This window comes from Erythrobacter sp. S267 (genome assembly GCF_057365045.1).
In genome coordinates, this window is record NZ_CP200298.1 from 1,361,208 (window position 1) to 1,385,164 (window position 23,957).

General features: G+C 60.3%; 25 protein-coding genes. 16 read left to right on the forward strand and 9 right to left on the reverse strand.

Annotated elements, in window-relative coordinates; translation table 11 throughout:
* Window position 1: 1 nt before the first annotated feature.
* Complete coding sequence (locus tag AC0V6X_RS06370) at window positions 2-271, reverse strand: exodeoxyribonuclease VII small subunit (RefSeq protein ID WP_486183749.1); 270 nt, start codon at window positions 269-271, stop codon at window positions 2-4.
* A 65-nt stretch (window positions 272-336) separates the two neighbouring features.
* Here AC0V6X_RS06370 and AC0V6X_RS06375 point away from each other — a divergent pair, with 65 nt between their 5' ends.
* Both AC0V6X_RS06375 and AC0V6X_RS06380 read left to right on the forward strand, forming a co-directional pair.
* Window positions 337-741: a DUF2177 family protein gene (locus AC0V6X_RS06375; RefSeq protein WP_486183750.1), complete on the forward strand. Its 405-nt coding sequence runs from the start codon at window positions 337-339 to the stop codon at window positions 739-741.
* A 125-nt stretch (window positions 742-866) separates the two neighbouring features.
* Window positions 867-1,493, forward strand: coding sequence for a hypothetical protein (locus AC0V6X_RS06380; RefSeq protein ID WP_486183751.1), 627 nt, complete (start codon window positions 867-869; stop codon window positions 1,491-1,493).
* A gap of 84 nt (window positions 1,494-1,577) precedes the next feature.
* Here AC0V6X_RS06380 and AC0V6X_RS06385 read toward each other — a convergent pair whose 3' ends face one another.
* Window positions 1,578-2,048 (reverse strand): YbjN domain-containing protein, encoded by a 471-nt coding sequence (locus tag AC0V6X_RS06385; protein WP_486183752.1) that lies wholly within the window; start codon window positions 2,046-2,048, stop codon window positions 1,578-1,580.
* A 175-nt stretch (window positions 2,049-2,223) separates the two neighbouring features.
* On the opposite strand from AC0V6X_RS06385, the gene purL reads away from it, so the two are divergent.
* Genes purL through AC0V6X_RS06400 form a run of 3 tightly spaced genes read left to right on the forward strand, consistent with a single transcriptional unit; the run spans window position 2,224 to window position 6,057 of the window.
* Window positions 2,224-4,479, forward strand: a complete 2,256-nt coding sequence (purL, locus tag AC0V6X_RS06390) for a phosphoribosylformylglycinamidine synthase subunit PurL (RefSeq protein ID WP_486183753.1) — start codon at window positions 2,224-2,226, stop codon at window positions 4,477-4,479.
* Entirely contained in the window at window positions 4,464-4,802 is a 339-nt protein-coding gene (locus AC0V6X_RS06395) for a DUF6122 family protein (RefSeq protein WP_486183754.1), read from the forward strand. Before purL ends, AC0V6X_RS06395 begins: the two co-directional genes overlap by 16 nt.
* A 1-nt stretch (window position 4,803) precedes the next feature.
* Window positions 4,804-6,057, forward strand: coding sequence for a TCR/Tet family MFS transporter (locus AC0V6X_RS06400; RefSeq protein WP_486183755.1), 1,254 nt, complete (start codon window positions 4,804-4,806; stop codon window positions 6,055-6,057).
* On the opposite strand, the gene AC0V6X_RS06405 is transcribed toward AC0V6X_RS06400, so the two are convergent.
* A complete protein-coding gene (locus AC0V6X_RS06405) occupies window positions 6,058-6,849 on the reverse strand; it encodes a Coq4 family protein (RefSeq protein WP_486183756.1) in 792 nt (263 codons plus the stop codon). It lies immediately after the preceding gene.
* Window positions 6,850-6,984: 135 nt separating this feature from the next.
* Between AC0V6X_RS06405 and AC0V6X_RS06410 the strand changes: the two genes are divergently transcribed.
* Window positions 6,985-7,671, forward strand: coding sequence for a nitroreductase family protein (locus tag AC0V6X_RS06410; RefSeq protein WP_486183757.1), 687 nt, complete (start codon window positions 6,985-6,987; stop codon window positions 7,669-7,671).
* A gap of 28 nt (window positions 7,672-7,699) precedes the next feature.
* On the opposite strand, the gene AC0V6X_RS06415 is transcribed toward AC0V6X_RS06410, so the two are convergent.
* From AC0V6X_RS06415 to serB, 3 genes are all read right to left on the reverse strand, one after another.
* Window positions 7,700-8,533 carry a Coq4 family protein gene (locus AC0V6X_RS06415; RefSeq protein WP_486183758.1) on the reverse strand — a complete coding sequence of 278 codons (834 nt, stop codon included), beginning with the start codon at window positions 8,531-8,533 and terminating at the stop codon, window positions 7,700-7,702.
* A 131-nt stretch (window positions 8,534-8,664) separates the two neighbouring features.
* Window positions 8,665-10,560, reverse strand: a complete 1,896-nt coding sequence (locus tag AC0V6X_RS06420) for an acyltransferase family protein (RefSeq protein WP_486183759.1) — start codon at window positions 10,558-10,560, stop codon at window positions 8,665-8,667.
* Entirely contained in the window at window positions 10,545-11,429 is an 885-nt protein-coding gene (gene serB, locus AC0V6X_RS06425) for a phosphoserine phosphatase SerB (protein ID WP_486183760.1), read from the reverse strand. The genes AC0V6X_RS06420 and serB overlap by 16 nt, the downstream gene beginning before the upstream one ends.
* Here serB and miaA point away from each other — a divergent pair.
* The 8 genes from miaA (at window position 11,422) to AC0V6X_RS06465 (ending at window position 19,230) form a co-directional block, all read left to right on the forward strand.
* Window positions 11,422-12,393 (forward strand): tRNA (adenosine(37)-N6)-dimethylallyltransferase MiaA, encoded by a 972-nt coding sequence (gene miaA / locus AC0V6X_RS06430; protein WP_486183761.1) that lies wholly within the window; start codon window positions 11,422-11,424, stop codon window positions 12,391-12,393. The genes serB and miaA overlap by 8 nt on opposite strands.
* A gap of 300 nt (window positions 12,394-12,693) precedes the next feature.
* Complete coding sequence (ilvB, locus tag AC0V6X_RS06435; protein ID WP_486185523.1) at window positions 12,694-14,418, forward strand: biosynthetic-type acetolactate synthase large subunit; 1,725 nt, start codon at window positions 12,694-12,696, stop codon at window positions 14,416-14,418.
* Between the two features lie 25 nt (window positions 14,419-14,443).
* On the forward strand, window positions 14,444-14,959 hold the full coding sequence (ilvN, locus tag AC0V6X_RS06440; protein ID WP_486183762.1) for an acetolactate synthase small subunit: 516 nt from the start codon (window positions 14,444-14,446) through the stop codon (window positions 14,957-14,959).
* A gap of 52 nt (window positions 14,960-15,011) precedes the next feature.
* The gene (ilvC, locus tag AC0V6X_RS06445; protein ID WP_486183763.1) at window positions 15,012-16,031 is read left to right on the forward strand and encodes a ketol-acid reductoisomerase; all 1,020 of its coding nucleotides are present in this window, start codon (window positions 15,012-15,014) and stop codon (window positions 16,029-16,031) included.
* A gap of 16 nt (window positions 16,032-16,047) precedes the next feature.
* Window positions 16,048-16,647, forward strand: coding sequence for a DUF4329 domain-containing protein (locus tag AC0V6X_RS06450; RefSeq protein WP_486183764.1), 600 nt, complete (start codon window positions 16,048-16,050; stop codon window positions 16,645-16,647).
* 517 nt (window positions 16,648-17,164) lie between these two features.
* A complete protein-coding gene (locus AC0V6X_RS06455) occupies window positions 17,165-18,313 on the forward strand; it encodes an alpha-hydroxy acid oxidase (protein WP_486183765.1) in 1,149 nt (382 codons plus the stop codon).
* Between the two features lie 34 nt (window positions 18,314-18,347).
* A complete protein-coding gene (locus tag AC0V6X_RS06460; RefSeq protein WP_486183766.1) occupies window positions 18,348-18,707 on the forward strand; it encodes an I78 family peptidase inhibitor in 360 nt (119 codons plus the stop codon).
* Between the two features lie 43 nt (window positions 18,708-18,750).
* On the forward strand, window positions 18,751-19,230 hold the full coding sequence (locus tag AC0V6X_RS06465; RefSeq protein ID WP_486183767.1) for a hypothetical protein: 480 nt from the start codon (window positions 18,751-18,753) through the stop codon (window positions 19,228-19,230).
* Window positions 19,231-19,326: 96 nt separating this feature from the next.
* On the opposite strand, the gene AC0V6X_RS06470 is transcribed toward AC0V6X_RS06465, so the two are convergent.
* Window positions 19,327-19,887 carry a YHS domain-containing (seleno)protein gene (locus AC0V6X_RS06470; protein WP_486183768.1) on the reverse strand — a complete coding sequence of 187 codons (561 nt, stop codon included), beginning with the start codon at window positions 19,885-19,887 and terminating at the stop codon, window positions 19,327-19,329.
* Between the two features lie 342 nt (window positions 19,888-20,229).
* Here AC0V6X_RS06470 and leuA point away from each other — a divergent pair, with 342 nt between their 5' ends.
* Window positions 20,230-21,900 (forward strand): 2-isopropylmalate synthase, encoded by a 1,671-nt coding sequence (gene leuA / locus AC0V6X_RS06475; protein WP_486183769.1) that lies wholly within the window; start codon window positions 20,230-20,232, stop codon window positions 21,898-21,900.
* 28 nt (window positions 21,901-21,928) lie between these two features.
* On the opposite strand, the gene AC0V6X_RS06480 is transcribed toward leuA, so the two are convergent.
* Together AC0V6X_RS06480 and AC0V6X_RS06485 are read right to left on the reverse strand one after the other, a co-directional pair.
* A complete protein-coding gene (locus tag AC0V6X_RS06480) occupies window positions 21,929-22,144 on the reverse strand; it encodes a hypothetical protein (RefSeq protein ID WP_486183770.1) in 216 nt (71 codons plus the stop codon).
* A 169-nt stretch (window positions 22,145-22,313) separates the two neighbouring features.
* Window positions 22,314-22,523 (reverse strand): hypothetical protein, encoded by a 210-nt coding sequence (locus tag AC0V6X_RS06485; protein ID WP_486183771.1) that lies wholly within the window; start codon window positions 22,521-22,523, stop codon window positions 22,314-22,316.
* Window positions 22,524-22,902: 379 nt separating this feature from the next.
* Here AC0V6X_RS06485 and AC0V6X_RS06490 point away from each other — a divergent pair, with 379 nt between their 5' ends.
* On the forward strand, window positions 22,903-23,949 hold the full coding sequence (locus AC0V6X_RS06490) for an amidohydrolase family protein (RefSeq protein WP_486183772.1): 1,047 nt from the start codon (window positions 22,903-22,905) through the stop codon (window positions 23,947-23,949).
* Window positions 23,950-23,957: the final 8 nt, after the last annotated feature.

Below are 23,957 nucleotides of genomic sequence, written 5' to 3' on the forward strand. Positions count from 1 at the left end.
CCTATGCGCCTCCATCGAGCGGCGTGGTGCCCGTCGGGGAGCCATCTGCGCCCTGAACGATCTTCTCAATCCGGGCCTGCGCCGAATCGAGCCGTTTCTGGCATGCCGCGCGAAGCTTTTCGCCACGCTCGTACAATTCGATAGACTGGTCGAGCGGGACATCGCCGCGCTCTAACTGCTGCACGATCTCTTCCAGAGCGACCAGTGCCTGCTCAAAAGTCATGGTGTCGATAGACTGCGCCTGCGCAGCCGCTTGATTTCCCTCGTCCATGTCAGCGAGCATTGACGCTACCCACCGGCGCGGTCAAGGCCAGTACAAAGGAAGGAACACAGCTAATGGGAAAATATATCACGGCCTTCGTATGTGCCGCCATTATTTTCGGCGCGATGGACGCGGTTTGGCTAAGCTGGGCTGGCCCCAATTTGTATGAGCCGAGTATCGGAGAAATCCTTGCAGAGGACTTCAGAGTTGCGCCCGCTGCGGCGTTCTACGTCCTCTATCTTCTGGGCATGACCTACTTTGCCATCCGGCCCGGCATCCAGGGCGAGAGCGTCAAAGTCGCAGCGATAAATGGCGCGCTGTTGGGCGGGCTTTGCTACGCTACCTTCGATCTGACTAGCCAAGCGGTCATGCGAGTGTGGGCAACGCATGTAACACTGCTCGACATCACATGGGGTGCTGTTGCTACAGGGACGACAAGCGCTTTGGCGACGGCCATCGCATTACGGATTGCACGATAGGGCCAATTGGGAGGATCTCGGGGGCGAGAATCTCTCCGCCTTAACAGGGGACGGACATGTTTATTGGCCACTTTGCGCCAGCCTTTATCGCTGCGGCTGCCGCTTCAAGTCGGGCAAGGCCGGGCATGAGTCCGGGACCAGGCTTAGCCACGTTCTTTGTGGCGGCTCAGCTGATTGATTGGGCCTTCTTTGCCTTTGCCATGGCTGGGATTGAGAAGATGCGGATTGATCCGGCCGCAACCGTCATGGTCCCGTATGATCTCTACTTCTATCCCTACACTCACTCCTTGTTGGGAGCAGCTGCATGGGCATTGGCGTTCGGGATTGTGGTCGCCGTGTGGTTCCGCGATTCTGTGGGCGGTTTGCTAGCGGCCTTAGTCGTGGCGTCGCACTGGTTGCTCGATTGGGTCGTGCACGCGCCTGACCTGACGCTGTCGGGCTCTGGCAAAGCCTATGGCCTTGGCCTGTGGAACCACCCAGAGATCGCCATGCCGCTGGAGATCGCCATCACTTTGATGGCCTTCATCTACTACCTCAAGCGTTCTCGTGGACCGGTTGCCCCTCCGCTCATCCTCATCTGCGTGATGATGGCGCTTCAAATGGTGAACTGGTTCGCCCCGCATCCGGCTGAGGCAGGCATGCTGCTTTACGGGCAAGCGCTGGTCGCTTTTGCAGTCCTCACTGGCTTCGCGGTTTGGACTGAAAAGAATCGCTATTTTACGAAGCGCGGCGGTTTGGCCGCATCGAGCTAGCCAAGGATCAGCAACGATTAGGGCCAGGCCCGCAATTCAGCGCGCCCAGCCCTTGTCAATTTGTCCAGGTTATCGGCGGTCCGCTTAAGGGTAAACAAACTTGAAGAAGCGGTTCATCACCGCAACCCACAGGTTGAGCGTGTCTGTAAACAGCTCTTCGCTGATGGCTTCATCGTCGAGGTTCAGGTCCATCTCCACCCGAGCAGCGCCCGAATCCGTGATGTAGGCCCGGCCATACCGATTGTCTGCGTTCCATTCATTCATCGCTTTGAGGCTGCCATTCCGCGGCTCACCGAACCCAGAGTAGAATTGCAGCGAGGAGCAGTTGCGACCATCGGTGCAACCAAAGAAGAAGATGACAAAGCGCACGTCATTGGACGAACTGATAATCATCGGGTCGCCGATTGTCTCCAGATCCAGCTCAGCCGAATAGCCCGCATTTTCCAGAGCGCGCACAACACTCTGCGGGTTTGTCGCAGAGACGTTCTGCGCAGTGGCAGGCGTGGTCAGCACGAAGGCAGACAGGAACAAGGCAAAAGGTGCAAGAAACTTCATAAATCCCCCCCATGGCGTTGATATTCTTACCAACAAGCACGAGAGCTAGCACAGCGATCAAGCGGTTGCCAGTCAACGCCCCAAAGAGCAGACCTCACATTTTTCCGCGCACTTTCTGGGGATGCTTGCGCAAAGGACTGGCACCGCGAAACGCTTGCAGCTAACGCCCTTGCCCATGAGCGAAATCACTCCTGAAATCGTCGAGCAGCACGGCCTTTCTCCTGAGGAATATGAGCGCGTGTTGGCGGGCCTTGGCCGTGAACCCAATCTGGTCGAGCTGGGCATCTTCTCCGTCATGTGGTCGGAGCATTGCAGCTACAAAAGCTCGCGCTTGCATCTAAAGAAGCTCCCGACCGAGGCACCCTGGGTCATTTGCGGCCCTGGTGAAAATGCTGGCGTGATCGATATTGGCCCTGACGAGAACGGGAACGCTCAGGCGGCGATCTTCAAGATGGAGAGCCACAACCACCCCTCTTACATCGAACCTTATCAGGGCGCTGCGACGGGGGTTGGCGGTATCCTGCGCGATGTCTTCACCATGGGCGCACGGCCCGTGGCAAACATGAACGCGCTGCGCTTTGGCCGCCCCGATCACCCCAAGATGAAGCACCTTGTGCAAGGCGTCGTCGCGGGCATCGGCGGCTATGGCAATTGCGTCGGCGTGCCAACTGTGGGCGGAGAGACGAACTTCCACCCCGCCTACGATGGCAATATCCTTGTGAACGCGATGACCGTCGGGATCGCGGATGCGGACAAGATTTTTTACTCAGCCGCCACCGGCGTCGGAAACCCGATCGTCTATGTCGGCTCAAAGACGGGCCGCGACGGCATCCACGGCGCGACCATGGCGAGCGCCGACTTTGAGGAAGACGCCGAGGCAAAGCGCCCCACCGTTCAGGTTGGTGACCCCTTCACCGAGAAGCTGCTGATCGAAGCCTGCCTAGAACTGATGGCGACCGACGCCATAGTCGCGATCCAGGATATGGGCGCGGCCGGCCTCACCTCCTCCAGCGTCGAGATGGCCACCAATGGCAAGGCCGGCATCCGGCTCGACATGGACAAAGTGCCGTGCCGCGAAGAGGGCATGACGCCTTATGAAATGATGCTGAGCGAGAGTCAGGAGCGGATGCTCATGGTGCTGAAGCCCGGCAAGGAAGAGATGGCGGCGGCGATCTTCGAGAAGTGGGAGCTGGACTTTGCCGTCATCGGCGAAGTGACCGACACGCGGCACATGGTGCTCGAGTTTGGCGGAGAGGTCGTTTGCAACATTCCGCTTGGGCCTTTGGCTGCTGATGCGCCGGAGTACGACCGCCCCTACATCACCAAGGCGGAATATGCCGAGTGGGCCGGTGTCACCCCGGTCAAGGATGCGCCGGATAGCGATAATCCGGGCGCCGATCTCCTAAAGCTGCTCGCCAGCCCCAACCTAGCCTCGCGCGGGTGGATTGCGGAGCAATATGACAGTCAGGTCATGGCCGACACGCTCCAGACCGGCGGCGATGCGGCAGTTGTGCGCGTGCACGGGACCGACAAAGCGCTCGCCATCAGCACCGATTGCACCCCGCGCTATGTCCACGCCGACCCGTATGAAGGCGGCAAGCAAGCCATCGCAGAGGCCTATCGCAACCTGTGCGCTGTGGGCGCGCGACCTCTGGCTGTCACCAACTGCCTCAACTTCGCAAACCCGCAACGGCCCGAGATTATGAGCCAGTTTGTCCACGCGCTGGAAGGCATGGGCGATGCGTGCCGCGCGCTCGACTTCCCGATCGTCTCTGGCAACGTCTCGCTCTACAATGAGAGCAAGGCGACCGGCGGCGGCTCCGCGATCCTCCCCACGCCCGCGATTGGCGGGGTCGGGATCATGGAAGACGCCTCGAAAATGGTCACCAGCGCCTTCAAGGCCGAGGGCGACGCCATCTACATGATCGCGCCCGAGCATTGGGCTCGCCCCGACCCAACCCGCTCGCATCTGGGCAAATCGCTGTGGCTCGACGTGGTCAAAGGCCGCGATGAAGGCCGAGCGCCTCCGGTCGACCTGTTTGCCGAGCGCGGTGCCGGCCAGATCGTGCGCCGTTTGATCGACGAAGGGTTGCTCTCAGCGGTCCACGACATCTCCGATGGCGGGCTTGCTGTGACGCTCGCGGAGATGGCGATGTCGGGCGGGATCGGCGCTGAGGTTGAGGCAAACGCTGACTACACGGCTGCACAATGGTGGTTCGGAGAAGATCAGGCGCGCTACATTCTCACGGTTAGCCCGGACAAGATCGAAGCTTTTAACGCAATCGTCGCCGAGGGTCCCGAGATCCCAGAGGCTGAGATGGTTGGCTTCCACCGCATCGGAACCGTGGGTGGGGACAGCCTTCTGGGCATCTCCATCAGCGACCTCAAAGCCGCGCACGAAAGCTTCTTCGCTGAATGGATGGGCGCATAGAGCTCCTCCAGCCCATTTTGCATTATGGCGGGCATTGGCTGGTGCCGGTGTTAGTCGCGTGGGCTATCTGGCGCGGCGACTGGAAGCGCTATGCGGCCGTCTTGCTGGCAGCGAATGTCATCGACATCGACCACTTGCTCGCTGACCCGATCTTTGATCCAGAGCGCTGTTCCATCGGCTTTCACCTCCTCCACGGATGGCAGGCGGCGCTGGTCTTTGCCGCCATGCTACTGATCCCGCGGTGGTGGGCGCGCGCATTTGGAGCGGGCGCGCTGTGGCATTTGGCGGTCGACTATGGCGACTGCGTGATGCAGACATGGTGACGTGAATACGCAAGCCCCTCAAACCGCGAAAAAATCAACGCTCTTCTTCGTCGCGCTGATCGTGTTCATCGACATGGTCGGCATCGGGCTGATCGTGCCGGTGCTTCCCGGCCTGCTTGAGGAAGTGACTGGCGAGAGCATCGACCGCACGGCGGAAATCGGCGGGTACTTGCTGTTCGCCTATGCGTTGATGCAGTTCACCTTCGCGCCGATTATCGGAGGGCTTTCTGACCGGTTTGGGCGGCGCCCGATATTGCTGGGAACGCTTTTTCTGCTCAGCATCGACTATGCGATCATGGCCTGGGCGCCGACGTTATTCTGGCTGTTCGTAGGCCGGGTTCTCTCTGGCATCATGGGAGCAAGCTGGGCGGCGGCCAATTCTTGCATCGCTGATGTTGCTAGCAAGGAGGAGCGCGGAAAATTCTTCGGCATCATGGGGGCCGCAGGTGCAGGCGGTTTCGTGATCGGGCCGGCGGTCGGAGGGCTGCTGGGCGATATTGACGTGCGGCTGCCCTTTGTCGCCGCAGGTGTCCTCGCCTTCGCAGGCGCTGTGGCCGGGTATTTCCTCCTCAAAGAAACCCTCCCGCCCGAACGCCGCCGCGCCTTCACCATCGGGCGCGCCAACCCGCTGGGCACGCTGCTCCAGATGGGCAAGCATCCCGTCGTCCTTGGCTTCCTTGCGGTGATCTTTTTCAGCCAACTCGCCGCGCAATCGCATATGTCCGTCTGGGCCTATCACACGGAGCTGGTGTTTGGCTGGGACACGCGTGAAATCGGCCTTAGCGTTGCCTTGTTCGGGATCATGCTGGTGATCGTCCAGGGAGGGCTAACGGGCAAAGTCATCGCCAAGATCGGGCCAGAAAAGACAGTCCTGCTCGGCTTCTTTCTGTCCTTCCCAGCGAACCTCGTCTTCGCCTTTGCGCCGGCGGGCGGATACATGATCGTCGGCATTCTGATCGGATGTATGGGCGGGCTGACTTTCCCCGCAATGCAGCAGATCATGAGCAGCCGCGTTGCGGAGGATTCCCAAGGCGAGCTCCAAGGCGCCATCGCCAGCACGATGAGCATCACGAGCATCTTCGGCCCGCTGCTCATGACCAGTGCGTTCGGCACTTTCGCGGACAATGAGGGGCTGTATTTCCCCGGCGCGCCCTATCTGGTCGCGGCGAGCCTCGCCGCCATCGCTATCGGTATTGCACTCTGGAACATCCGAAGGAACAGCGCTGCTTCCGACCCCGCTGAAACTTTTGCCTAATCAGGCCGCTTGAGGTTCACTCAGAGCGATCTCGTCGGTCAAGTGCCCTTCCCGCTCCAACTGAGCGAGGCACTGGCGGTAGATTGTCGGCGGGGCGATGTTCAGCTCGGCCCGAACCTCATCAATGTCAGAGCGCATCACCGCTTCGACATCCATATGCGCCAGTTTCGCCGCCGCCTTGCCGTTGCGCTGGCCTTCGCGCACCGCGCCGTAGATTGGAGCGCTGGAGCCGGTCACCTTCTTGATCTGCCGCGCGCCCGCATAGGCGATGAACAGAATGCCAAGATTGTGGTTCTGCGAGTAGGAGAAGCCCAAAAGGCTCGTCTCACCCAAGGCATCGCGGCCATAGCCGGTCAGGACGTGGAACAAATCATGCGTGTCGCGCAGTCGGTCAAAATACCACTGCGTCTGGTCTTGCGGCAGGCTTTCGGGCGGAGCCCAGCGATGGCTCTCCGCCACCAGTCCCGCGGCACTCAGCCCCTCGCGCTTCATGAAAGCCATATAATGCTTTGCGACCGAGTTTTCGGCGCAATCCTGCCAACGCGCATGGTCGTCGAGCATGGCGGGAATGTCGACCTCATCGCGCAGGAAACGCTGGCCATCGGCGGAAGCGATGAAGTCATGCGCCTGGCGAACGGCGGTCTTGCCCTTGGTCGCTTCGATAATGTGGAAGACCTGTTCGGTGTCTTCCTTGTCCTCAACCAGCTTGCCAAAGTGATGCAGCACCCTGCGCGGCTGAAAGCCAGAAACTTCGCGCTCCGGCGCAATAAGGGGTCGATCAAGTAGAGCCATGGCGTGTTCCTCTCAGCGTGCTCATATAGGGCGACTCAAATTAGGTTCATGAAATGCAACTTATATTGATGTCAGTAAGAGGTCAAGTGAGGGCAACCCCTTCCCTTCGCGCCATTCCGCAAGCATAGGGACTGCATGAGAGACCACGACACCGTACCCTATTCGCTTGAAGCAGTGCCCGACCAAGAAAGCATTGCCCGCGCCGAAGCGCTACGCGACCGGCTGAAAGAGCGCCGCACTTGCCGCTACTTCTCCAACGAAGCCGTCCCGCGCGAAGTGATCGAGGCCGCAATTGAGGCTGCTGGAACCGCCCCCAATGGCGCCAACCACCAGCCCTGGCACTTCGCCGTCGTCGCCTCTCCAGAAAAGAAACGCGCCATCCGTGAAGCCGCAGAGGCCGAGGAACGCCGCTTCTATGGAGCGGACGGTGACAACCCCAAAGCGAGCGAGGAATGGCTCGGCGCGCTCAAGGATCTGGGCACGGACGAGGACAAGCCGTTTCTCGAAACCGCGCCCTATCTCATCGTCGTCTTCGCCCAACGTAAAGGCGGGATCGAAGAGGACGGGAAGACGCAGAACTACTACGTCAATGAAAGCGTCGGTATCGCCTGCGGAATGCTGATCGCGTGCCTGCATGAAGCGGGACTGGCGACGCTGACGCACACGCCCTCCCCCATGGGTTTCCTGCGCGAGGCGTGCGAGCGGCCCGAATGGGAGAAGCCGTTGATGATCGTGGTGGTCGGTCGGCCCAGTGCGGATGCGACGGTTCCCGCCCACGCACTAAGGAAAAAGCCGCTGAGCCAGATTGCGAGCTGGCTCTAGCGGCTTTTGTTTGTCCGTTTGGCGGCGGTTAGGCGGCTTTCAGTTCACCCGGAGTGTTCTCGCTCGAAAGCAGGTCGTAGGGGTTGATCCCTTCCTCGGCCCAGATGCGATGGCACTCACGATATTGCGTCGGCTCGGGGATATTGAGCGCGCGGCGCACGTCGTCAAACGGCTGTTTGAGTAGCTCGCGGATAGGCTGTTCGATCAGGGCCGGGGCGCCCTTGCCTGTCGCCTTTGCCTGACGCACCGCGCCCATCACAGGCGCGTTGGAGCCCCACACCATCTTCTTGATGTTGGCAGAGCCGGCATAGCCGATCAGCAAATGCCCTTGGCTCGGTGATTGGCCGTGGGTGAAGAGCAGCACGCACTGCTCACCCAAAGCATCGCGACCATAGCCAGTCAGCACATGGAACAGGTCATGCGTGTCGCGCGAGCGGTCGGCGAACCACTGCACCAGATCGTTGTATTTGGGACGGCCAAGGCTTTCTGCCTCTTCCACCAGACCGGCGGCGGTCAGGCCTTCGCTTTCCATGAAGTCGCAATAGGCATGGGCGAGGCTGCCCTTAGGCGTTTTGCGAAGCTCAGCATGGTCGTCGAGGATTTCCGGCAGGCTCGGCTCGGTCCGGCGCAAGAACTCGCCCCGCTCAGCGAGCATCAGCTTTTCGATCCGCGGCATGAAGTTCTTGGACGGCAGCGATTCGAAGATTTTGAAAACCAGGCTGGTGTCTTCCTTGTCCTTCATCAGCAGCTGGAAATTCTTGATCGCCCGCAGTGGCATATAGCGCGGTTCGGGACGGTCAGGGTGGCGCAATACAGTGCCATCGGCTGCGAATTTTGAGGAATAGTCGACGTTCGTGGTCATGGTTGCGGGCCTTGGGGGTATGGTGCTGTGATCTTGGAGACGACCCTAGCACACGTTACTTACACCTATGTTAATAGGATAATACGTTCCAAATCGCAACCCTTTTTCGGGGCATGCGCCGCGCGCGCCACTCACTCCACCGTGCGCACCAGTGCCGGATGGTCAAATTCGCCGGTGAACAGCTCGCTCGCCTCAAACGTGTAGTGCGAATTGTCGACGATCAGAGGATCGCCTTCAGGCCCGAAATAGAGGCATTCGGGATTGCACTGGATAGTGATGAGCGAGACGTAATCCACCCCCGCCTCCGAAGCGATCAAGGCAAGACGCGGATCAAGATCGTCTCGTTTCTCCGTCCGCAGCGCATTGGGCATCTGCGCCCCCTCCCCCCGCTCATAGGCCAGCGTCAGCAAGCGTGGGACGAATTGCGCCCACACTGATGTTGGCCCGACCAGCAGCACTTGCCTTTCGCCCGCGCGCAGCTCCGCCAGAGTTTCGGCGAGCGCAGGTAGGTCGCTTTCTGCCCAACGTCCGGCGAGGATCACGAGATCGGGGGATTGTGCGGCCAGGATCTCACCGAACGCCCGGTCCATCAAGGCACCGCAATAGGAATAGGCATCGCCCGGCTGCTCAATCACCGGTCGGCATCCGGCGGCAGTGATTTGCGAGATGGCACTTCCCGGGAAGTTGGCCTGGAGGCCTGGCGCAAGCTGCGCTGCGTGACTGTCGCCGATCAGAAGGACGCTGGGCTTACCCTCCTCGCTGGTCAGGCAGGCGTCCTCATCGAAGACCTGGGTACTGCTATGGATGAAGCACTCGCCTGAGCGGAAGACAGCGTCGGTGTCGTATTCCATGAAGCTGGCGATGTGCTGCCCGCGTTCGGAGAAGCGCTGGGGCCAACCGGCGGTGAATGCGAAAGCAAGCGCAGCGGCGACAAGCCCCACCGTGAGGGCGCCAGAGCCTGCAAGCAAAGGCCGCTTGGGAAAGGAGCCGCGCCGGAAGGGCTCCTCTATGTAGCGCCAGCTGAGCGCCGACAGCGCGAACGATAGGGCCACCGCGACGCCTCGCCAGAACCAGTCGAGCTCCCCCAAGGGCAGTCCAAGGATCAGAAGCACGATCACCGGCCAATGCCACAGGTAGAGCGAGTAGGAGATCTTCCCGATGAAGCGCATTGGCGCGAGGTTCAGCACGCCGGACACTAGCGAGCCCCCTCCCGATCCCGCCGCGATGATCATCGCAGTGCCTGCACATGGGATCACCGCTCGCCAACCTGGAAATGGCGTAGTGCTGTCGAAGGCCCACACCGCGTAGGCGATCAGAGCGATGCCGAGCGCCGCCAGCCCCTCCCTCACCAAGCGCCGGTCGATCAGGGGAAGCGGCGTGATCGCGACCATCATGCCAAGCAAGAACTCCCACAGCCGCGCAGGCAAAGTGTAAAAACTGGCGGCAGGATAAGCGAAGGACGCCGCGACCGACGCGACTGCCAGCGCAACCAACCCCAGCCACAGCGCATTCCTGCCGAACCGCATCAGGCCCAGCACGATCAGCGGCAGCACGATATAGAACTGCGCCTCCACCCCCAGCGTCCACATATGGAGCAGCACTTCATGCTCGCTCTCCGCATAAGCGCCGCGGTGCAGCCAGAAGTGGAAGTTGGCGAGGAAGAGCGCGGAGAAGCCCAGGCTCCAACCATATCCCGCAAGCTCGCTCGGCATCAGCAGCAGGATCGCGGCGAGGGTTATGACCAACAAGACGACCAGCATCACAGGCACGATCCGGCGGATGCGGCGCAGCAGGTAGTCGCTCCAGCGGAAGGCGCCCTCCCCCGCCTCGCGCACAACAATGCCACCGATTAGAAAGCCGGAGATGACGAAGAAGATGTCGACGCCGACAAAGCCTCCGCCAAAGCGCCCGATGCCGAGATGAAACAGCAAGACTGCGATGACAGCCACGGCGCGCAGGCCTTCAATATCAGGCCGATGCGCGCCCCTGGGCATCGGATCGTGCGTCAGCTTCAACCGGTGACCCATTGATCGCGCGGGATACCCAGCAGGCTCAGGATCGCGGTCAGGTCGCCGACATCTAGCCGTCCGTCAGCGGCCTCGCGCGCCACAGGCTTGGCGCGATAGGCAAAGCCGTAATCCGCCGCCTCCAGCATAGGAATGTCGTTTGCCCCGTCTCCGCTGGCGAGAACCCGCGCCCCTTCAGGCAGCCTCGCCGCCTCCTCGCGAAGGACGGCGAGCTTTGTGCTCGCATCGGAGATCGGACCGACCAGCCCTCCGGTGAGCTTGCCATGCTCGACGCCGAGCCGGTTGCCAACAACCCGTTCAAAACCGAGCCACTCGGCCACGCGGTCACCGAAATGGTGGAAGCCTCCGGTGACGAGGACACAGCGACAGCCGTGAGCCTTCAAGGTCGCCACCAAAGTCTTTGCGCCCGGCGTTGGGAAGATCCGCTCCTCAAGGCAGCGCTCAATCGCGCCCTCATCCAACCCTTCAAGCAACCCGACCCGCTCGCGCAGAGCATCGCCAAAGTCGAGCTCGCCGCGCATGGCCCTTTCGGTAATCTCGGAGATCTGTTCTTTCAGACCGACAAAGTCTGCCAGCTCGTCGATGCACTCCTGCCCGATCATGGTGGAGTCCATGTCGGAAACGAAAAGCTGAGGGGCGCTCACCACGCCGTCGCTTACCAGCGCGTCGCATTCGCCGAAGGTGTCATCCAGCACAGCCAGCACCGCCTCACGTGCGCCTCCATCAAGCCGCATTTCCAGCACATCCCCGACCGTCTCGGGCACGCTCACACCCTCGACAGCGATCCCGGCGGAGGAAAAAGCGCCCATCGCGGCCTCAAGCCGTGTTTCCCAATCCGGCTGGTCTGCTATCAGACGCGCGATGAGCACTAAGAAAACTCCAACTGAGACAAACGGCCAATCGGCGGGGGCACCGCCTGTTGCGCTCATTGCAGGGCCAACGGCGAGCGGCAAGAGTGCAGCCGCGCTGGACCTTGCCAAAGCTCTGGACAAACAGGGGCGAGCGGCGTGGATCATCAATGCGGACTCGATGCAGGTTTATGCGGACATCCCAGTTCTCTCCGCCGCGCCCAGCGCCGATGAGCAAAAGCAATGCGAGCACCGCCTCTATGGCGCGTGGGACGGAGCGGAAGCCTGCTCCGCCGCGGCATGGGCCGCCCGCGCCCGCGTGGAAATCGCAGAGGCGCATGAGGCAGGCGCGGTTCCGATCCTCGTCGGCGGAACGGGCATGTATCTCAAAGTCCTGCTTGAAGGCATCGCTCCCATCCCCGAAATCGACCCGAATGTGCGCGAAGTCGTGCGGGCGATGGATGTTGAGACTGCCTACAAGACCCTCCTTATCGAAGACCCCCTGCGCGCCGCGGAGCTGGAACCGGCTGACAGCCAGAGGATCGCGCGGGCGCTGGAAGTCAAACGCTCCACCGGAGTGACGCTTGCTGACTGGCAGCAGGCCAAAAGCGGCGGGATCGGCGATGACGTGACGCTCCATGCCGCTGTCCTCATGCCCGAGCGCCAATGGGTCTATGACCGCTGCGATACTCGCTTTGCCCAAATGATGGAGGAAGGCGCGGTAGAAGAAGTCGAGAAACTGCTCGCTCGCGAGCTTTCCCCCGACCTTCCCGTCATGCGCGCCATAGGGGTGCCGGAAATCAGCGCTTTGGTTCGCGAAGAGACCTCGAAAGACGAAGCGATCGCGGCAGGAGCCCAGTCGACGCGGCAATATGCGAAGCGCCAATTCACATGGCTCCGCAACCAATGCCCAGCGGATTGGACCCGCGTTGAATCTCAAAATATCGAGATTAAGTCCGTTTTCGCATCATTATTACAAGATTAATGGTTGACGCGTTACAAAGTGGCGTATAGCGACCCTATCAAGCGGTTAGAGCGTACAAAGCGCCGATCTCTTCGGGAAGCACTTGGAATTGTCACACTCAGGGGTTAGACATGCCCCACCAACGCAAAGGGTAAGGAACGAACCGGATCATGATTATCGTACTTCTTATTGGAGAAACGGGCTGATCGGTGGTTTTGTGACATACACACACCCTGACCGGCCCGACGCGAATATGCGCTTCGGGCCGCTTTTTGTTTGAGGAGAAGAATTGTGGCGCAGAAATCGGGTGCCGCTCTATTGATGGAAAGCCTGATCAATCAGGGGGTCGAATACGTTTTCGGCTACCCTGGTGGTGCGGTGCTTCCCATTTATGACGAGCTCTTCGGAGACGAGCGGATTCGCCACATCCTTGTTCGGCACGAGGCTGGCGCTGCGCATGCAGCGGAGGGTTATGCCCGCGCGACAGGCAAGCCGGGTGTGGTGCTCGTCACCAGCGGCCCCGGCGCGACCAACGCTGTGACTGGCATTGCTGACGCTTACATGGATTCGATCCCGATGGTGGTCATCACCGGACAGGTTCCCACCAGCCTGATCGGCACCGACGCGTTCCAAGAAGCCGACACAGTCGGCATCACGCGCCACTGCACGAAGCACAATTACCTTGTGAAAGACCCCGCAGACCTCGTCGCGACGGTGGAGGAAGCCTTCCGCATCGCGACCACGGGTCGCCCCGGACCGGTTGTCATCGACATCCCTAAGGACGTCCAGATCGCAGTCCCGAACACGACAACGCCAAAGCGCAAGCCCGGCTCCCATCGTTACGAGCCCCAAATGGTCGCTCCCGCTGACCAGATCGCTGAAGCGGTCGAGCTGATCGCCAAGGCAGAGCGTCCGATCTTCTACACCGGCGGCGGTGTCATCAATTCCGGCCCCAAGGCAAGCGAGTTGCTGCGCCAGTTTCAGGACATGACCAGCGCGCCGACCACCTCGACCCTGATGGGTCTGGGCGCGTTCCCCAACACCCATCCCGACTGGCTCGGCATGTTGGGCATGCACGGCACGTATGAGGCCAACATGGCGATGAACCGCTGCGACGTGATGGTCTGCATCGGAGCGCGCTTTGACGACCGCGTCACGGGCCGCCTCGACGCTTTCTCGCCCGACAGCACGAAGGTCCACATCGACATCGACCGCAGCTCGATCAACAAGACCGTGCCCGTTGACCTCGGTATTGTTGGCGATTGCGCGACTGTGCTGGAGCAGATGATCGCAGCCTGGGGCGACCGAAAGGCGCAGGATCTGGGCGAGTGGAAAGCCCGCATCGCTGGATGGCGCGCGCGCGAATGCCTCGCCTATCCAGAGCGTTCCAAGGGCAATCCGGACGCGATCATGCCGCAAAAGGCGGTTGAGCGGCTCTACCGGATCACGAAGGATCGCTCCCCCATCATCTCGACCGAGGTTGGCCAGCACCAGATGTGGGCGGCGCAATATTTCGGTTTTGACCAGCCCAACAAATGGCTCACCAGCGGCGGGCTTGGCACCATGGGTTACGGCATGCCGGCAGCCATCGGTGCGCAGCTTGGCCATCCCGACGCGCTCGTCATCGACATTGCGGGTGAAGCGAGCATCCAGATGAACATTCAGGAGCTCGGCACCGCCTCGCAATATCGCCTGCCGATCAAGGTCTTCATCCTCAACAACGAATATATGGGCATGGTCCGCCAGTGGCAGGAACTGACCTATGAAAGCCGCTATTCGAACAGCTACTCCGACAGCCTGCCCGACTTCGTGGCCTTGGCCGAAGCTTACGGCTGGAAGGGTATCCGCATAACGGAGGAAGCGGCGCTTGATGCTGGTATCATGGCTATGATGGAGCATGACGGCCCCGTCATCGTCGATTGCTGCGTTGCGCAGGACGCCAATTGCCTGCCGATGATCCCAAGCGGAGCCGCGCATACCGAGATGCTGCTCTACGGCGATCAGGTCGACGGCACGATGGACGACGAAGCGAAGGCTTTGGTCTGATTTTGGGGTTTAGGGAACCGCGCACATGAAAATCCAAAGCGCCGCGACTGAGCGGCATGTCCTCACTGTCACCGTCGATAACGAGCCGGGTATTCTTGCGAAGATCACCGGTCTGTTCACCGCGCGTGGCTACAATATCGACAGCCTGACCGTGGCGGATATCTCCGATGACCACGCGATAAGCCGGATTACCGTCGTCACCAACGGCCCGCCTGAGGTGATCGACCAGATCGAGGCTCAGCTCGAGCGGCTTGTACCCGTGCACAAGGTCACTGACCTCACCGCCGCCGGTCCGCATGTTGAGCGCGAACTGGCGCTCATCAAGGTCGCGGGCAAAGGCGAACCACGGGTCGAGGCCCTGCGCATAGCCGAACTGTTCCGCGCCAAAGTGATCGATACAACCACCGAAAGCTTCGTCTTCGAACTCACCGGACCGCCCGACAAAATCGACAGCTTCATCGCCCTGATGCGCGAGCTTGGCCTCGTCAGCGTAGGCCGCTCCGGCGTTGTCGGCATGATGCGCGGCGCTGGCGGGGCTTGAGAATTTTCCAACCTATTTCACTGATTTTCCAGACATAACGAGGTAACACCCGATGAAAGTCTATTACGACGCCGATGCTGATCTCGGCTTGGTCAAATCGAAAAAGATCGCCGTGCTTGGCTATGGTTCGCAGGGTCACGCCCATGCCCAGAACCTGCGCGATAGCGGCATTGGCGAAGTGGCGATTGCTCTTCGCGAAGGCTCCAAAACCGCTGCGAAAGCAGAGGCGGCCGGGTTCAAAGTGCTCTCCAACACTGAGGCTGCCAAGTGGGCCGACATCCTGATGATCCTTGCCCCGGACGAACATCAGGCAGGCATCTGGGAGAATGATCTTGCCGGCCACATGAAGCCGGGCAGCGCGCTCGCCTTTGCGCACGGGCTCAACATCCATTTCGGCCTGATCGAAGCGCCCGCCGACATCGACGTCATCATGATCGCGCCTAAGGGACCGGGCCACACGGTGCGCTCTGAGTATCAGCGCGGCGGCGGCGTGCCCTGCCTCATCGCAGTCCATCAGGACGCAAGCGGAGCGGCAAAAGACGTGGCTCTCGCCTATGCATCAGGTGTTGGCGGCGGTCGCTCCGGCATTATTGAGACCAACTTCAAGGAAGAGTGCGAAACCGATCTGTTCGGTGAGCAGGCTGTGCTTTGCGGCGGGATCACGCATTTGATCCAGGCTGGCTTCGAGACCCTGACCGAAGCCGGATACGCGCCTGAAATGGCCTATTTCGAATGCCTGCACGAAACCAAGCTGATCGTCGACCTGCTCTATGAAGGCGGCATCGCCAACATGCGCTATTCGATCTCCAACACTGCGGAGTATGGCGACATCAAAACCGGCCCACGGATCATCACCGATGAAACCAAGGCCGAGATGAAGCGCGTGCTCGCCGATATCCAGTCGGGCCGCTTCGTGAAGGACTTCGTGCTCGACAACCGCGCAGGCCAGCCGGAGCTCAAGGCGAGCCGCAAAGCCGCCGAAGCCCACCCGATCGAAAAGACCGGAGCCGAGCTGCGCGCGATGATGCCGTGGATCAGCGCCAACAAGCTGGTCGACAAATCAAAGAACTAACGTATTTGGTGGAGGCGTGAATGACGCTTCCACCAATCGTATTCTGTACGCCCTGTGCGCGATCGCCTTTGTGGTCGTGGTTGTACGCCTTGTGAGCAATGTGAAGGGGCCGGACGCCCTCGTCCCGCAGCTGCCTCAGTCTGAAGTGCAGGCCTTTGCGCGGGAGCAGCTCGAGGCAATTCAACGCCCCAGCTTTGACGACAATATCGAGCTGTGCGGCATCATTTGGGAAACCAGCGAACAGGAGCTCGGCGCGTCTTCTCCCAAGGAAGGGCACGAGGCGAGCTGTGACCTTGCGTACTTCGATGAGCCCGGCATGGTCCCCATCGCCAGTTTCCACACGCATGGCAGCTTTTCGCGCCAATATGACAGCGAAGTGCCATCCCTTCAGGACATCGAAAGCGACGTTTCCAGCGGCACAGACGGCTATGTCGCAACGCCGGGCGGGCGGTTCTGGCATATCGATCATGAGGCGCAGATCGCGCGCTTGGTCTGTGGACCGGGATGTCTTCCGCAAGACCCCGACTATGTGCCCTGCCCCGCCGACCAGATCGCAAGCAGCTACACAGTGCCAGAGCTTCAAGCCCGCTTCACTTCTGCGCCAGCTGCTTGCTGAGCGCCCCCTTTATGGCAACCAGCGCACGCAAAAATTGACCCGCAAGAGGGTTCCTCACCTCATGCGGGCCAAGTCTTCAGGGGTAAAAGAGGGTGTGACCGGAAGGCACTAGGAGGAACAAGCCCTCCAGCCACACCCTTAGTGCACGCCCGTCAGGCAGCAGGCGCACAAACTGTTGCAGGTATCTAGGGGGAAGCACCTGCGGGGTAAGACAAGCCTGAACTTCTTTCCGACGCCAAGCGCCATCCTCCTATGGACAGTAATCAGTGCACGCGGCCGACCTCTCCCCTGCTAACCGGGTCGTCTGTGGGGCACGCCAGCTCAGGGGGAACTGGCGAAGGGTGCCAACAGGGCAGCGACAGCCGCGTGCAAAAGGGGTTCGCGGCGTCCATGCAAAAGGTGACAGCGGCTACGAAAAAATTTCACGAAGGCCGGTTCCCAAGCAAGTTTGCACGCGCTCTCGACACACCTCGCGCAACGGTTAAGAGGCTTGAGACGCTCGAAACCCAGAGGAACTATGCGGCTCAGCGACTGCCACAATATCGACGATTTCCGGAAACTGGCGAAGGCGCGGCTGCCCTTCCCCGTGTTCGACTATATCGATGGCGCAGCGGATGATGAGCTGACCAAGGCGCGCAACACCAACAGTTACGCACGCGTTGATCTGGTCCCCGATGTGCTCGCAGGCGTGGAGGCAATCGACACCTCCTGCGAAATTCTGGGCCGTAAGAGCGCCCTTCCCCTGATGCTATCGCCCACAGCCGTACAACGCGCTTTCCACTGGCAAGGCGAGACAGCGGTGGCAAAGGCGGCGGAGAAGCACGGTCTGTGGTTCGGTATCTCAAGCCTCGCGACGCGGAGCATTGAGGAAATCGCTGCGCTTACTTCGGGTCCGAAACTGTTCCAGCTCTACGTCCATAAAGACAAGGGGCTGAACACTCACATGATCGAGCGGTGCCAGGCCTCGGGTTTCGACGCGCTCGCGCTGACAGTGGACACGATCGTGTCGGGCAAGCGGGAACGGTGCTTGCGCAGCGGCTTTACCACCCCGCCCCGCTTTACGCCCGCAAGCATCTGGTCCTACGCGACCCGCCCGCGTTGGACGCTTGATTACCTGTTCCGCGAAAAGTTTCGCCTCCCCAATCTCGACACCCACGTCAGCGAAGGATCGAGCCAGGCGGTCAGCATCGCAGAATATTTCAACACAATGCTCGACACCTCAATGGACTGGTCCGCCGCTGCTGCGATCCGCGAGCAATGGGGCGGAACTTTCGTTCTCAAAGGCGTGATGAGCGTAGGCGATGCGCGCCGGGCGGTTGAGATCGGGGCTGACGCTATCATGATCTCCAACCACGGCGGTCGTCAGCTTGACGGCAGCCGAGCGCCCTTCGACCAATTGCCCGAAATTGTCGATGCAGTTGGCGGAGAGATCGAGATCATTTGCGACGGCGGCATTAGGCGCGGGACGCATGCCTTGAAGGCTCTGTGCAGTGGGGCGACGGCGGCATCCGGCGGACGGCTGTACCTCTACGCGCTCGCAGCAGCGGGAGAGGACGGCGTGATGCGCGCGCTCGACATCCTCAAGGATGAGATTGAGCGAGGCATGCGCCTGATGGGCGTGACCAGCATTGAACAATTGACCGCGCATCGGTTGCGCTGGCATTGATGAGAAGCACGATGAACGGATCGGGAGGATCACAATGATCAAGACTATTTGGAGCGCATCAGCCGCGTTGTTGCTGATAACGGCATGCGCGCAAACGCCCGAACCTGCTGATGAGAACAATGTGCCCGAGGAACCGCAAGCCGCCGAGCTCGGCGATGCTTCGGCCACAGAACCCGACGTAGATGACAGGCCAGATGAGTGCGGCGCTGGCGCGGTTCAAAGCTATATCGGTCAAGAAGGCACTGAGGCGATTGAGGCCGAGCTTGAAGCCAAAGCAAGTGGCCGGTTCCGTTGGATCCCGCCGGGCACCATCGTGACCGACGATTATGGGCCAAGCCGGATGAATGTCATGCTAGACGACGAAGGCGTGATTGTGAAAATCGACTGTGGTTGATCGCGCGATTCGCATGACCATTTTTTCAAGCACTGGCCCCAAAATGATCAGATTTCCCGCCCCGATCTTGGCTGTAGCTCTATGCTCTTCGCTCATGCTCGCCGCATGTGGCGCGGCAGAGCCCGCTGACCCTGATGCTGCGGCTCAGGACTTCTCCGCCCGTATCAACGGCACTCCTGCGGCTCAAGATGCACAGCAAACCGCCGATGCGAGTGGAGCGCCGCAAGCGCCAGCCCCTCCGACAGTGGCGCAGCCTTTGCCTGACGCCGCTCCCGGAGCCTACAGCCCAGGCACAGCCACTGATCCCGCTGCGTCCACCTGCGGCGCGAATTTGATGGGGCCCTTCATTGGCAGACCCGCAGACGACGAGACACGCGCGGCGATCCTCCAGACAGCAAGCGCCATTAACGAGGTTCGCTTCGTTCCCGCTGGCAGTCCCTATATCCGCCCTGATCCCACCCATCCGCGCCTCAACCTGATGATCGACAATATCGGCGTCATCCGCGACGCGCGTTGTGGTTGAGGAGTAGGCGCAGCGATTAGCAGCAAAACCCCGCCGCTCCTTTCGGAACGACGGGGCCGTTTCATCCGCGCTTTCGCCGCGAATTGCTGCTGATGCTTACTGCTGTTTGTAGTGCTCGTCAGCCGAGTGGGTCGGGTAATTGACATCGCCAGCTTCGATGAAGCCGGGAATGTCAGCTTCCCAGCGGGTCTGAACATCTTCGCTGAAGTTCAGATAGAGCGTGCCATCGACAATTTCGAACACTTCGGGATCTCCGGGGGCGAGGCGGTCATTGGCCGCAATCGCCCATGCGCAATAGCCACCATAAGCAGGCGCATACTTCGCTGGATCTTCGACGAAGAGGTTCGCGTTCTCTTCGCTCGCAAAGCGATAGTCGAAGCCTTGGTAGCGAACGGTAAATTCTTCGGCGCCAACCTGAGGCGCGCCTTCACCGACAAAGTAGCTGACCACGTCGTAACCGCGCACAGCGAGGGTTTCGCCCAGCTCCTCGGTGTAGATCGGGTTTGCAGCTTCTCCACCAAGGTCAGCGAAGAGCTCGGGAGCACCTTCGGCAGTGGCGACGCTTTCATCAGCTGCGGGAGCTTCCGCAGTGCCGCATGCAGCGGTGGTTGCGAGCAAGGCGCTCAGGAAAATCGGGGCAATAAATGACTTCTTCATGGGGGTGTCCTCCAAACAAAACTGAAACTCGTGTCTGTCGGCGACTGCCTATTGCCGCCGACACCCTCCAATTCGCCGCCCTTGGAGGTTCGGTTACACAGGCGCGCAACTTTTTTGCGTTGCCGAGAGGAATTGCGCTGATTTGCACATGTCCTTGCTTGCATAGGCGGCGGAAGACCGGCAAAGATCATTGCATGAAAATCGGCACCGCACTTTTGCTACGACTTATGCGCCCCTGGGCGGCATAGTCTTCGCGCGTGTGTGACATCGGCGTGGGACTGAAGCGCTCAGGGGTCTGACGAACTAAACTCCCACTCTTCTTAGTCGAGCCGAACCAACGCCATGCTGAAGCAGCCTTCCAGAAAATATCGCCCCTTCCCGCAGATCAATCTGCCTGACCGCCAATGGCCGGGCCGCGTGATTGAGAGCGCGCCTCGCTGGCTTTCCACCGATCTGCGGGATGGCAATCAATCGATCATTGACCCGATGGATGCGGTGAAGAAACGCCGGTTCTTCGACCTCCTTGTCGAGATTGGCGTGAAAGAGATCGAAGTCGGCTTTCCCAGCGCAGGCGCGACCGAGTTCGACTTCATCTCAGGCCTCGTCCAGTCGGGCGCGATCCCCGACGATGTGACGGTGCAGGTCCTGACCCAAAGCCGCGAAGACCTGATCCGCACCAGCTTCGAAAGCCTCACCGGTGCGCGCGCTGCCATCGTCCATCTCTACAACGCGGTGTCTCCCGCATGGCGCGACATCGTGTTCCGGATGAGCAAAGACGAGGTGCGCGAGATCGCGGTAGCCGGGGCCAAAGTGATGCGCGACGAAGCAGCGAAGCGGCCAGACACGGACTGGCACTTCCAATACAGCCCCGAGACTTTCTCGACCGCCGAGATCGACTTCTCAATCGAGGTCTGCGCCGCCGTGATGGACGTCCTCCAGCCAACACCGGACAAGCCGATCATCCTCAACCTGCCGGCTACGGTCGAGGCCGCGACGCCCAATATCTACGCTGACCAGATTGAGTATTTCGGTCGCAACCTGCCAAACCGGGAGAGCGCTATCCTCTCACTCCACACCCACAATGACCGCGGAACCGGCGTTGCTGCGGCGGAGCTGGGATTGATGGCAGGCGCGGACCGGGTTGAGGGTTGCCTGTTCGGGAATGGCGAGCGCACGGGCAACTGCTGCCTCGTGACCATGGCGCTCAACATGTACACGCAAGGCGTCGATCCGGGCCTCGATTTCTCCGACATCGACCGCGTGATTGAGACGGTCGAGTATTGCAACGACCTGCCTGTGCACCAACGCCACCCCTATGGCGGGGAGCTTGTCTACACCGCCTTCTCCGGCTCGCACCAAGACGCGATCAAGAAGGGATTTGAGGCACGTGGGCAACAGAATGACGAGGCATGGCGCGTCCCGTACCTGCCGATCGACCCCGCTGACCTTGGCCGCGATTACGAAGCTGTCATCCGCGTCAACTCGCAGAGTGGCAAAGGTGGCTTTGCATGGGTGCTTGAGCAGGATCAGGGCCTCAAACTTCCCAAGAAGATGCAGGCGGACTTCTCCCGTCACGTCCAGCATATGGCGGACGAGCTGGGGCGTGAGCTGAACGCGTCCGACATCTGGGAGGCCTTCCAGCGCGCCTATCACATCGGCACCACAACGCGCCCGTTCCAACTTGTCGATTACGAGGAAAGCCGCGGATCGGACGGCACCCGGCTGTTTGCGGGCAAGATCGCGGTCGAGGGCGGCGAGCAAAGTGTCTCAGGTCGCGGCAATGGCCTAATTTCCAGTGTGGTTAGCACACTTGAAGCCGCGTTCGATCTCGACATCAAGGTGCTGGATTACTCCGAACACGCTTTGGGATCAGGTCGCAATGCACGCGCCGCTGCTTATCTGATGTGCCAATCAGGCGACCGGATCATCTGGGGCTGCGGTATCGACGAGGATGTCGCCACCGCCAGCGTGCGTGCTGTGCTCAGCGCTGCAAATTCGGCGGTATCAGCTTAGCAAAACGCGGACGCCGGCGCGACTTCGTCTACTGCGGATTCATCGATGGGGTGCAATCGTCGTTGTCGCACATCAGGTCCATCACCTGATTGCGCAGCATGGAGCGCATCGCCACCTCTGATTTTGGTGACAGCACAAGCATATTGCCCTCAACGATCAGCATATCGCGCTCTTTGAGGATGGTAATCCAACGCTCGGCTATTGCAGGCTTCAATGCCAGTTGCGCGCCGAGTTCGTCGATCATGCAGCCGCCGCCCTTGCCAGTCTCAATGAAAGCCAAAAGGAGGATGTCCCAAGCAGGCTCACCCAACAAAGCAGCATCAATCGTTTCATACCGAACAAGGCGCTGAGCCAGTAGTCTTTCGGCAAGCGCTACCAATGGGTCAAGCGAAGCGCCCGACCGCGAATGGCCATCAGTCATTGGCCTTTCCCCCTTGGAGGGAACGCAAAAAGGTTGGGGATGGTGTTGCAGGCGCCGCAGAGCGCGCATCATCAACATAGGTGACGTGTTCGATCGCATGGGCGATGTAAACGCTGGCGACATCAAGCTTCATCTTCTCAGCTGCCCGCTGACACCGATCTAGATCCGCAATTAGCGCTTTAATACTGTCAACTTCAGCCATGTTGATTCCTTATCAACGTACGGATCAAAACTTGATACAGGTCAAGTTTCACTGGCGCGGGTACTTCATTAACTTAGAAAAAGACAGCTACATTTCTGAGTTTTTACGGTGCCTCGACGTAAACTCTTGATCGCGCTGACTGATGTCTGAGTATTTTTCCACTTAGCCTATCAAAACGCCCGCGAGGCGGATTGGGTCCCCAAAAAAGTCAGGAGCATGGCAAAGGCCCTTGGATTGATCGCCTTTCACTAAATTGATCGGCTTTACCGCCAACCCACTTGCCCGGTTGAACGGTGCATCTAAAACCAGAACTTCGTGACCGCAGGCGGAGGCCCGCGAAGGGACGCGAGAAAGCCAACTTGTGGGAGAGATATACCTCGTGACTGAAGCAGCCTTAGAGCCCGACCTTCCGATCATCGATCCGCATCATCACCTGTGGGACCTGCGGCCCATGCTGCCCCTGTTCCCCGAACCGCGGCACCGCTTTATCGAGACCCTAATACCTGTGGCCTATTACGGCTTTGACCATTTCAATGCAGAAGTGTCTGACAGCGGTCACAACGTCGTCGCGACCGTCTTCATGGAATGCGCGGCGTTTTACAACGCAGCCTATGGCGAAGCCCTAAAGACAGTCGGCGAAGTCGAATATGTTAATGGTGTCGCAGCCCAATCCGCGAGCGGGTTGTACGGCCCTGCCCGCTTGTGCGCTGGCATTGTGGGCCATGCCGATCTTACAGGCGGCGCGGCGGTTGGCGAAGTGCTCGACGCCCTGAGCACCGCTGCTCCCGGTCGGTTCAAGGGTATCCGGCACCAAGGCGCCTGGGACGCTGACGCCGAAGTGCTTGGCCCGCCCTTCCACGCCCCACCCGAACTCTACCGTGATCCGACTTTCCGCGAAGGCTTTGCTGAGTTGGGGAAGCGGGGTTTACGCTTTGATGCATGGATCCTTGAACCGCAGATTGGCGATGTGATCGACCTAGCCCGCGCCTTCCCCGATACGCCCATCTGCCTCGACCATTGCGGCACGCCGCTTGGCAATGCGAGCTATGCGGGCAAGCTGGAGGAACGCTTCCCAATCTGGCGCGATGCGATCCAGGAGCTGGGCCGCTGCGAGAATGTGATGGTGAAGCTGGGCGGGCTCGCCATGCACAATTGCGACATGCCATCAGAAGGCCCTGCCGCCGGCTGGTCTTCCGAGCGGCTCGCCCCGCTTTGGAAGCCCTACATTGAAACCTGCATTGAAGCTTTTGGCACTTCGCGCGCCATGTTTGAAAGCAACTATCCGGTGGACCGCTGGGGCGCGTCCTATCCGGTGCTTTGGAACACCTTCAAACGGATTACGGCCGATGCCAGCGCGGATGAGAAAGCAGCGCTCTATGCAGGGAATGCCGCGCGCTTTTATGGGATCGAAGAAGTGCTTGGGTAGTTCAATCT

What these genes read in the sequence shown, in the direction of transcription:
- AC0V6X_RS06465 (WP_486183767.1), top strand. Translation starts at nt 18,751, where the DNA reads ATGATCAGATTTCCCGCCCCGATCTTGGCTGTAGCTCTATGCTCTTCG.
- AC0V6X_RS06410 (WP_486183757.1), top strand. Translation starts at nt 6,985, where the DNA reads ATGAGAGACCACGACACCGTACCCTATTCGCTTGAAGCAGTGCCCGAC.
- ilvB (WP_486185523.1), top strand. Translation starts at nt 12,694, where the DNA reads ATGGAAAGCCTGATCAATCAGGGGGTCGAATACGTTTTCGGCTACCCT.
- AC0V6X_RS06470 (WP_486183768.1), bottom strand. Translation starts at nt 19,887, where the DNA reads ATGAAGAAGTCATTTATTGCCCCGATTTTCCTGAGCGCCTTGCTCGCA.
- AC0V6X_RS06370 (WP_486183749.1), bottom strand. Translation starts at nt 271, where the DNA reads ATGGACGAGGGAAATCAAGCGGCTGCGCAGGCGCAGTCTATCGACACC.
- ilvC (WP_486183763.1), top strand. Translation starts at nt 15,012, where the DNA reads ATGAAAGTCTATTACGACGCCGATGCTGATCTCGGCTTGGTCAAATCG.
- ilvN (WP_486183762.1), top strand. Translation starts at nt 14,444, where the DNA reads ATGAAAATCCAAAGCGCCGCGACTGAGCGGCATGTCCTCACTGTCACC.
- AC0V6X_RS06375 (WP_486183750.1), top strand. Translation starts at nt 337, where the DNA reads ATGGGAAAATATATCACGGCCTTCGTATGTGCCGCCATTATTTTCGGC.
- miaA (WP_486183761.1), top strand. Translation starts at nt 11,422, where the DNA reads ATGAGCACTAAGAAAACTCCAACTGAGACAAACGGCCAATCGGCGGGG.
- AC0V6X_RS06385 (WP_486183752.1), bottom strand. Translation starts at nt 2,048, where the DNA reads ATGAAGTTTCTTGCACCTTTTGCCTTGTTCCTGTCTGCCTTCGTGCTG.
- AC0V6X_RS06395 (WP_486183754.1), top strand. Translation starts at nt 4,464, where the DNA reads ATGGATGGGCGCATAGAGCTCCTCCAGCCCATTTTGCATTATGGCGGG.
- AC0V6X_RS06405 (WP_486183756.1), bottom strand. Translation starts at nt 6,849, where the DNA reads ATGGCTCTACTTGATCGACCCCTTATTGCGCCGGAGCGCGAAGTTTCT.
- AC0V6X_RS06455 (WP_486183765.1), top strand. Translation starts at nt 17,165, where the DNA reads ATGCGGCTCAGCGACTGCCACAATATCGACGATTTCCGGAAACTGGCG.
- AC0V6X_RS06460 (WP_486183766.1), top strand. Translation starts at nt 18,348, where the DNA reads ATGATCAAGACTATTTGGAGCGCATCAGCCGCGTTGTTGCTGATAACG.
- AC0V6X_RS06415 (WP_486183758.1), bottom strand. Translation starts at nt 8,533, where the DNA reads ATGACCACGAACGTCGACTATTCCTCAAAATTCGCAGCCGATGGCACT.
- AC0V6X_RS06480 (WP_486183770.1), bottom strand. Translation starts at nt 22,144, where the DNA reads ATGATCGACGAACTCGGCGCGCAACTGGCATTGAAGCCTGCAATAGCC.
- purL (WP_486183753.1), top strand. Translation starts at nt 2,224, where the DNA reads ATGAGCGAAATCACTCCTGAAATCGTCGAGCAGCACGGCCTTTCTCCT.
- leuA (WP_486183769.1), top strand. Translation starts at nt 20,230, where the DNA reads ATGCTGAAGCAGCCTTCCAGAAAATATCGCCCCTTCCCGCAGATCAAT.
- AC0V6X_RS06485 (WP_486183771.1), bottom strand. Translation starts at nt 22,523, where the DNA reads ATGGCTGAAGTTGACAGTATTAAAGCGCTAATTGCGGATCTAGATCGG.
- AC0V6X_RS06380 (WP_486183751.1), top strand. Translation starts at nt 867, where the DNA reads ATGAGTCCGGGACCAGGCTTAGCCACGTTCTTTGTGGCGGCTCAGCTG.
- AC0V6X_RS06420 (WP_486183759.1), bottom strand. Translation starts at nt 10,560, where the DNA reads ATGGGTCACCGGTTGAAGCTGACGCACGATCCGATGCCCAGGGGCGCG.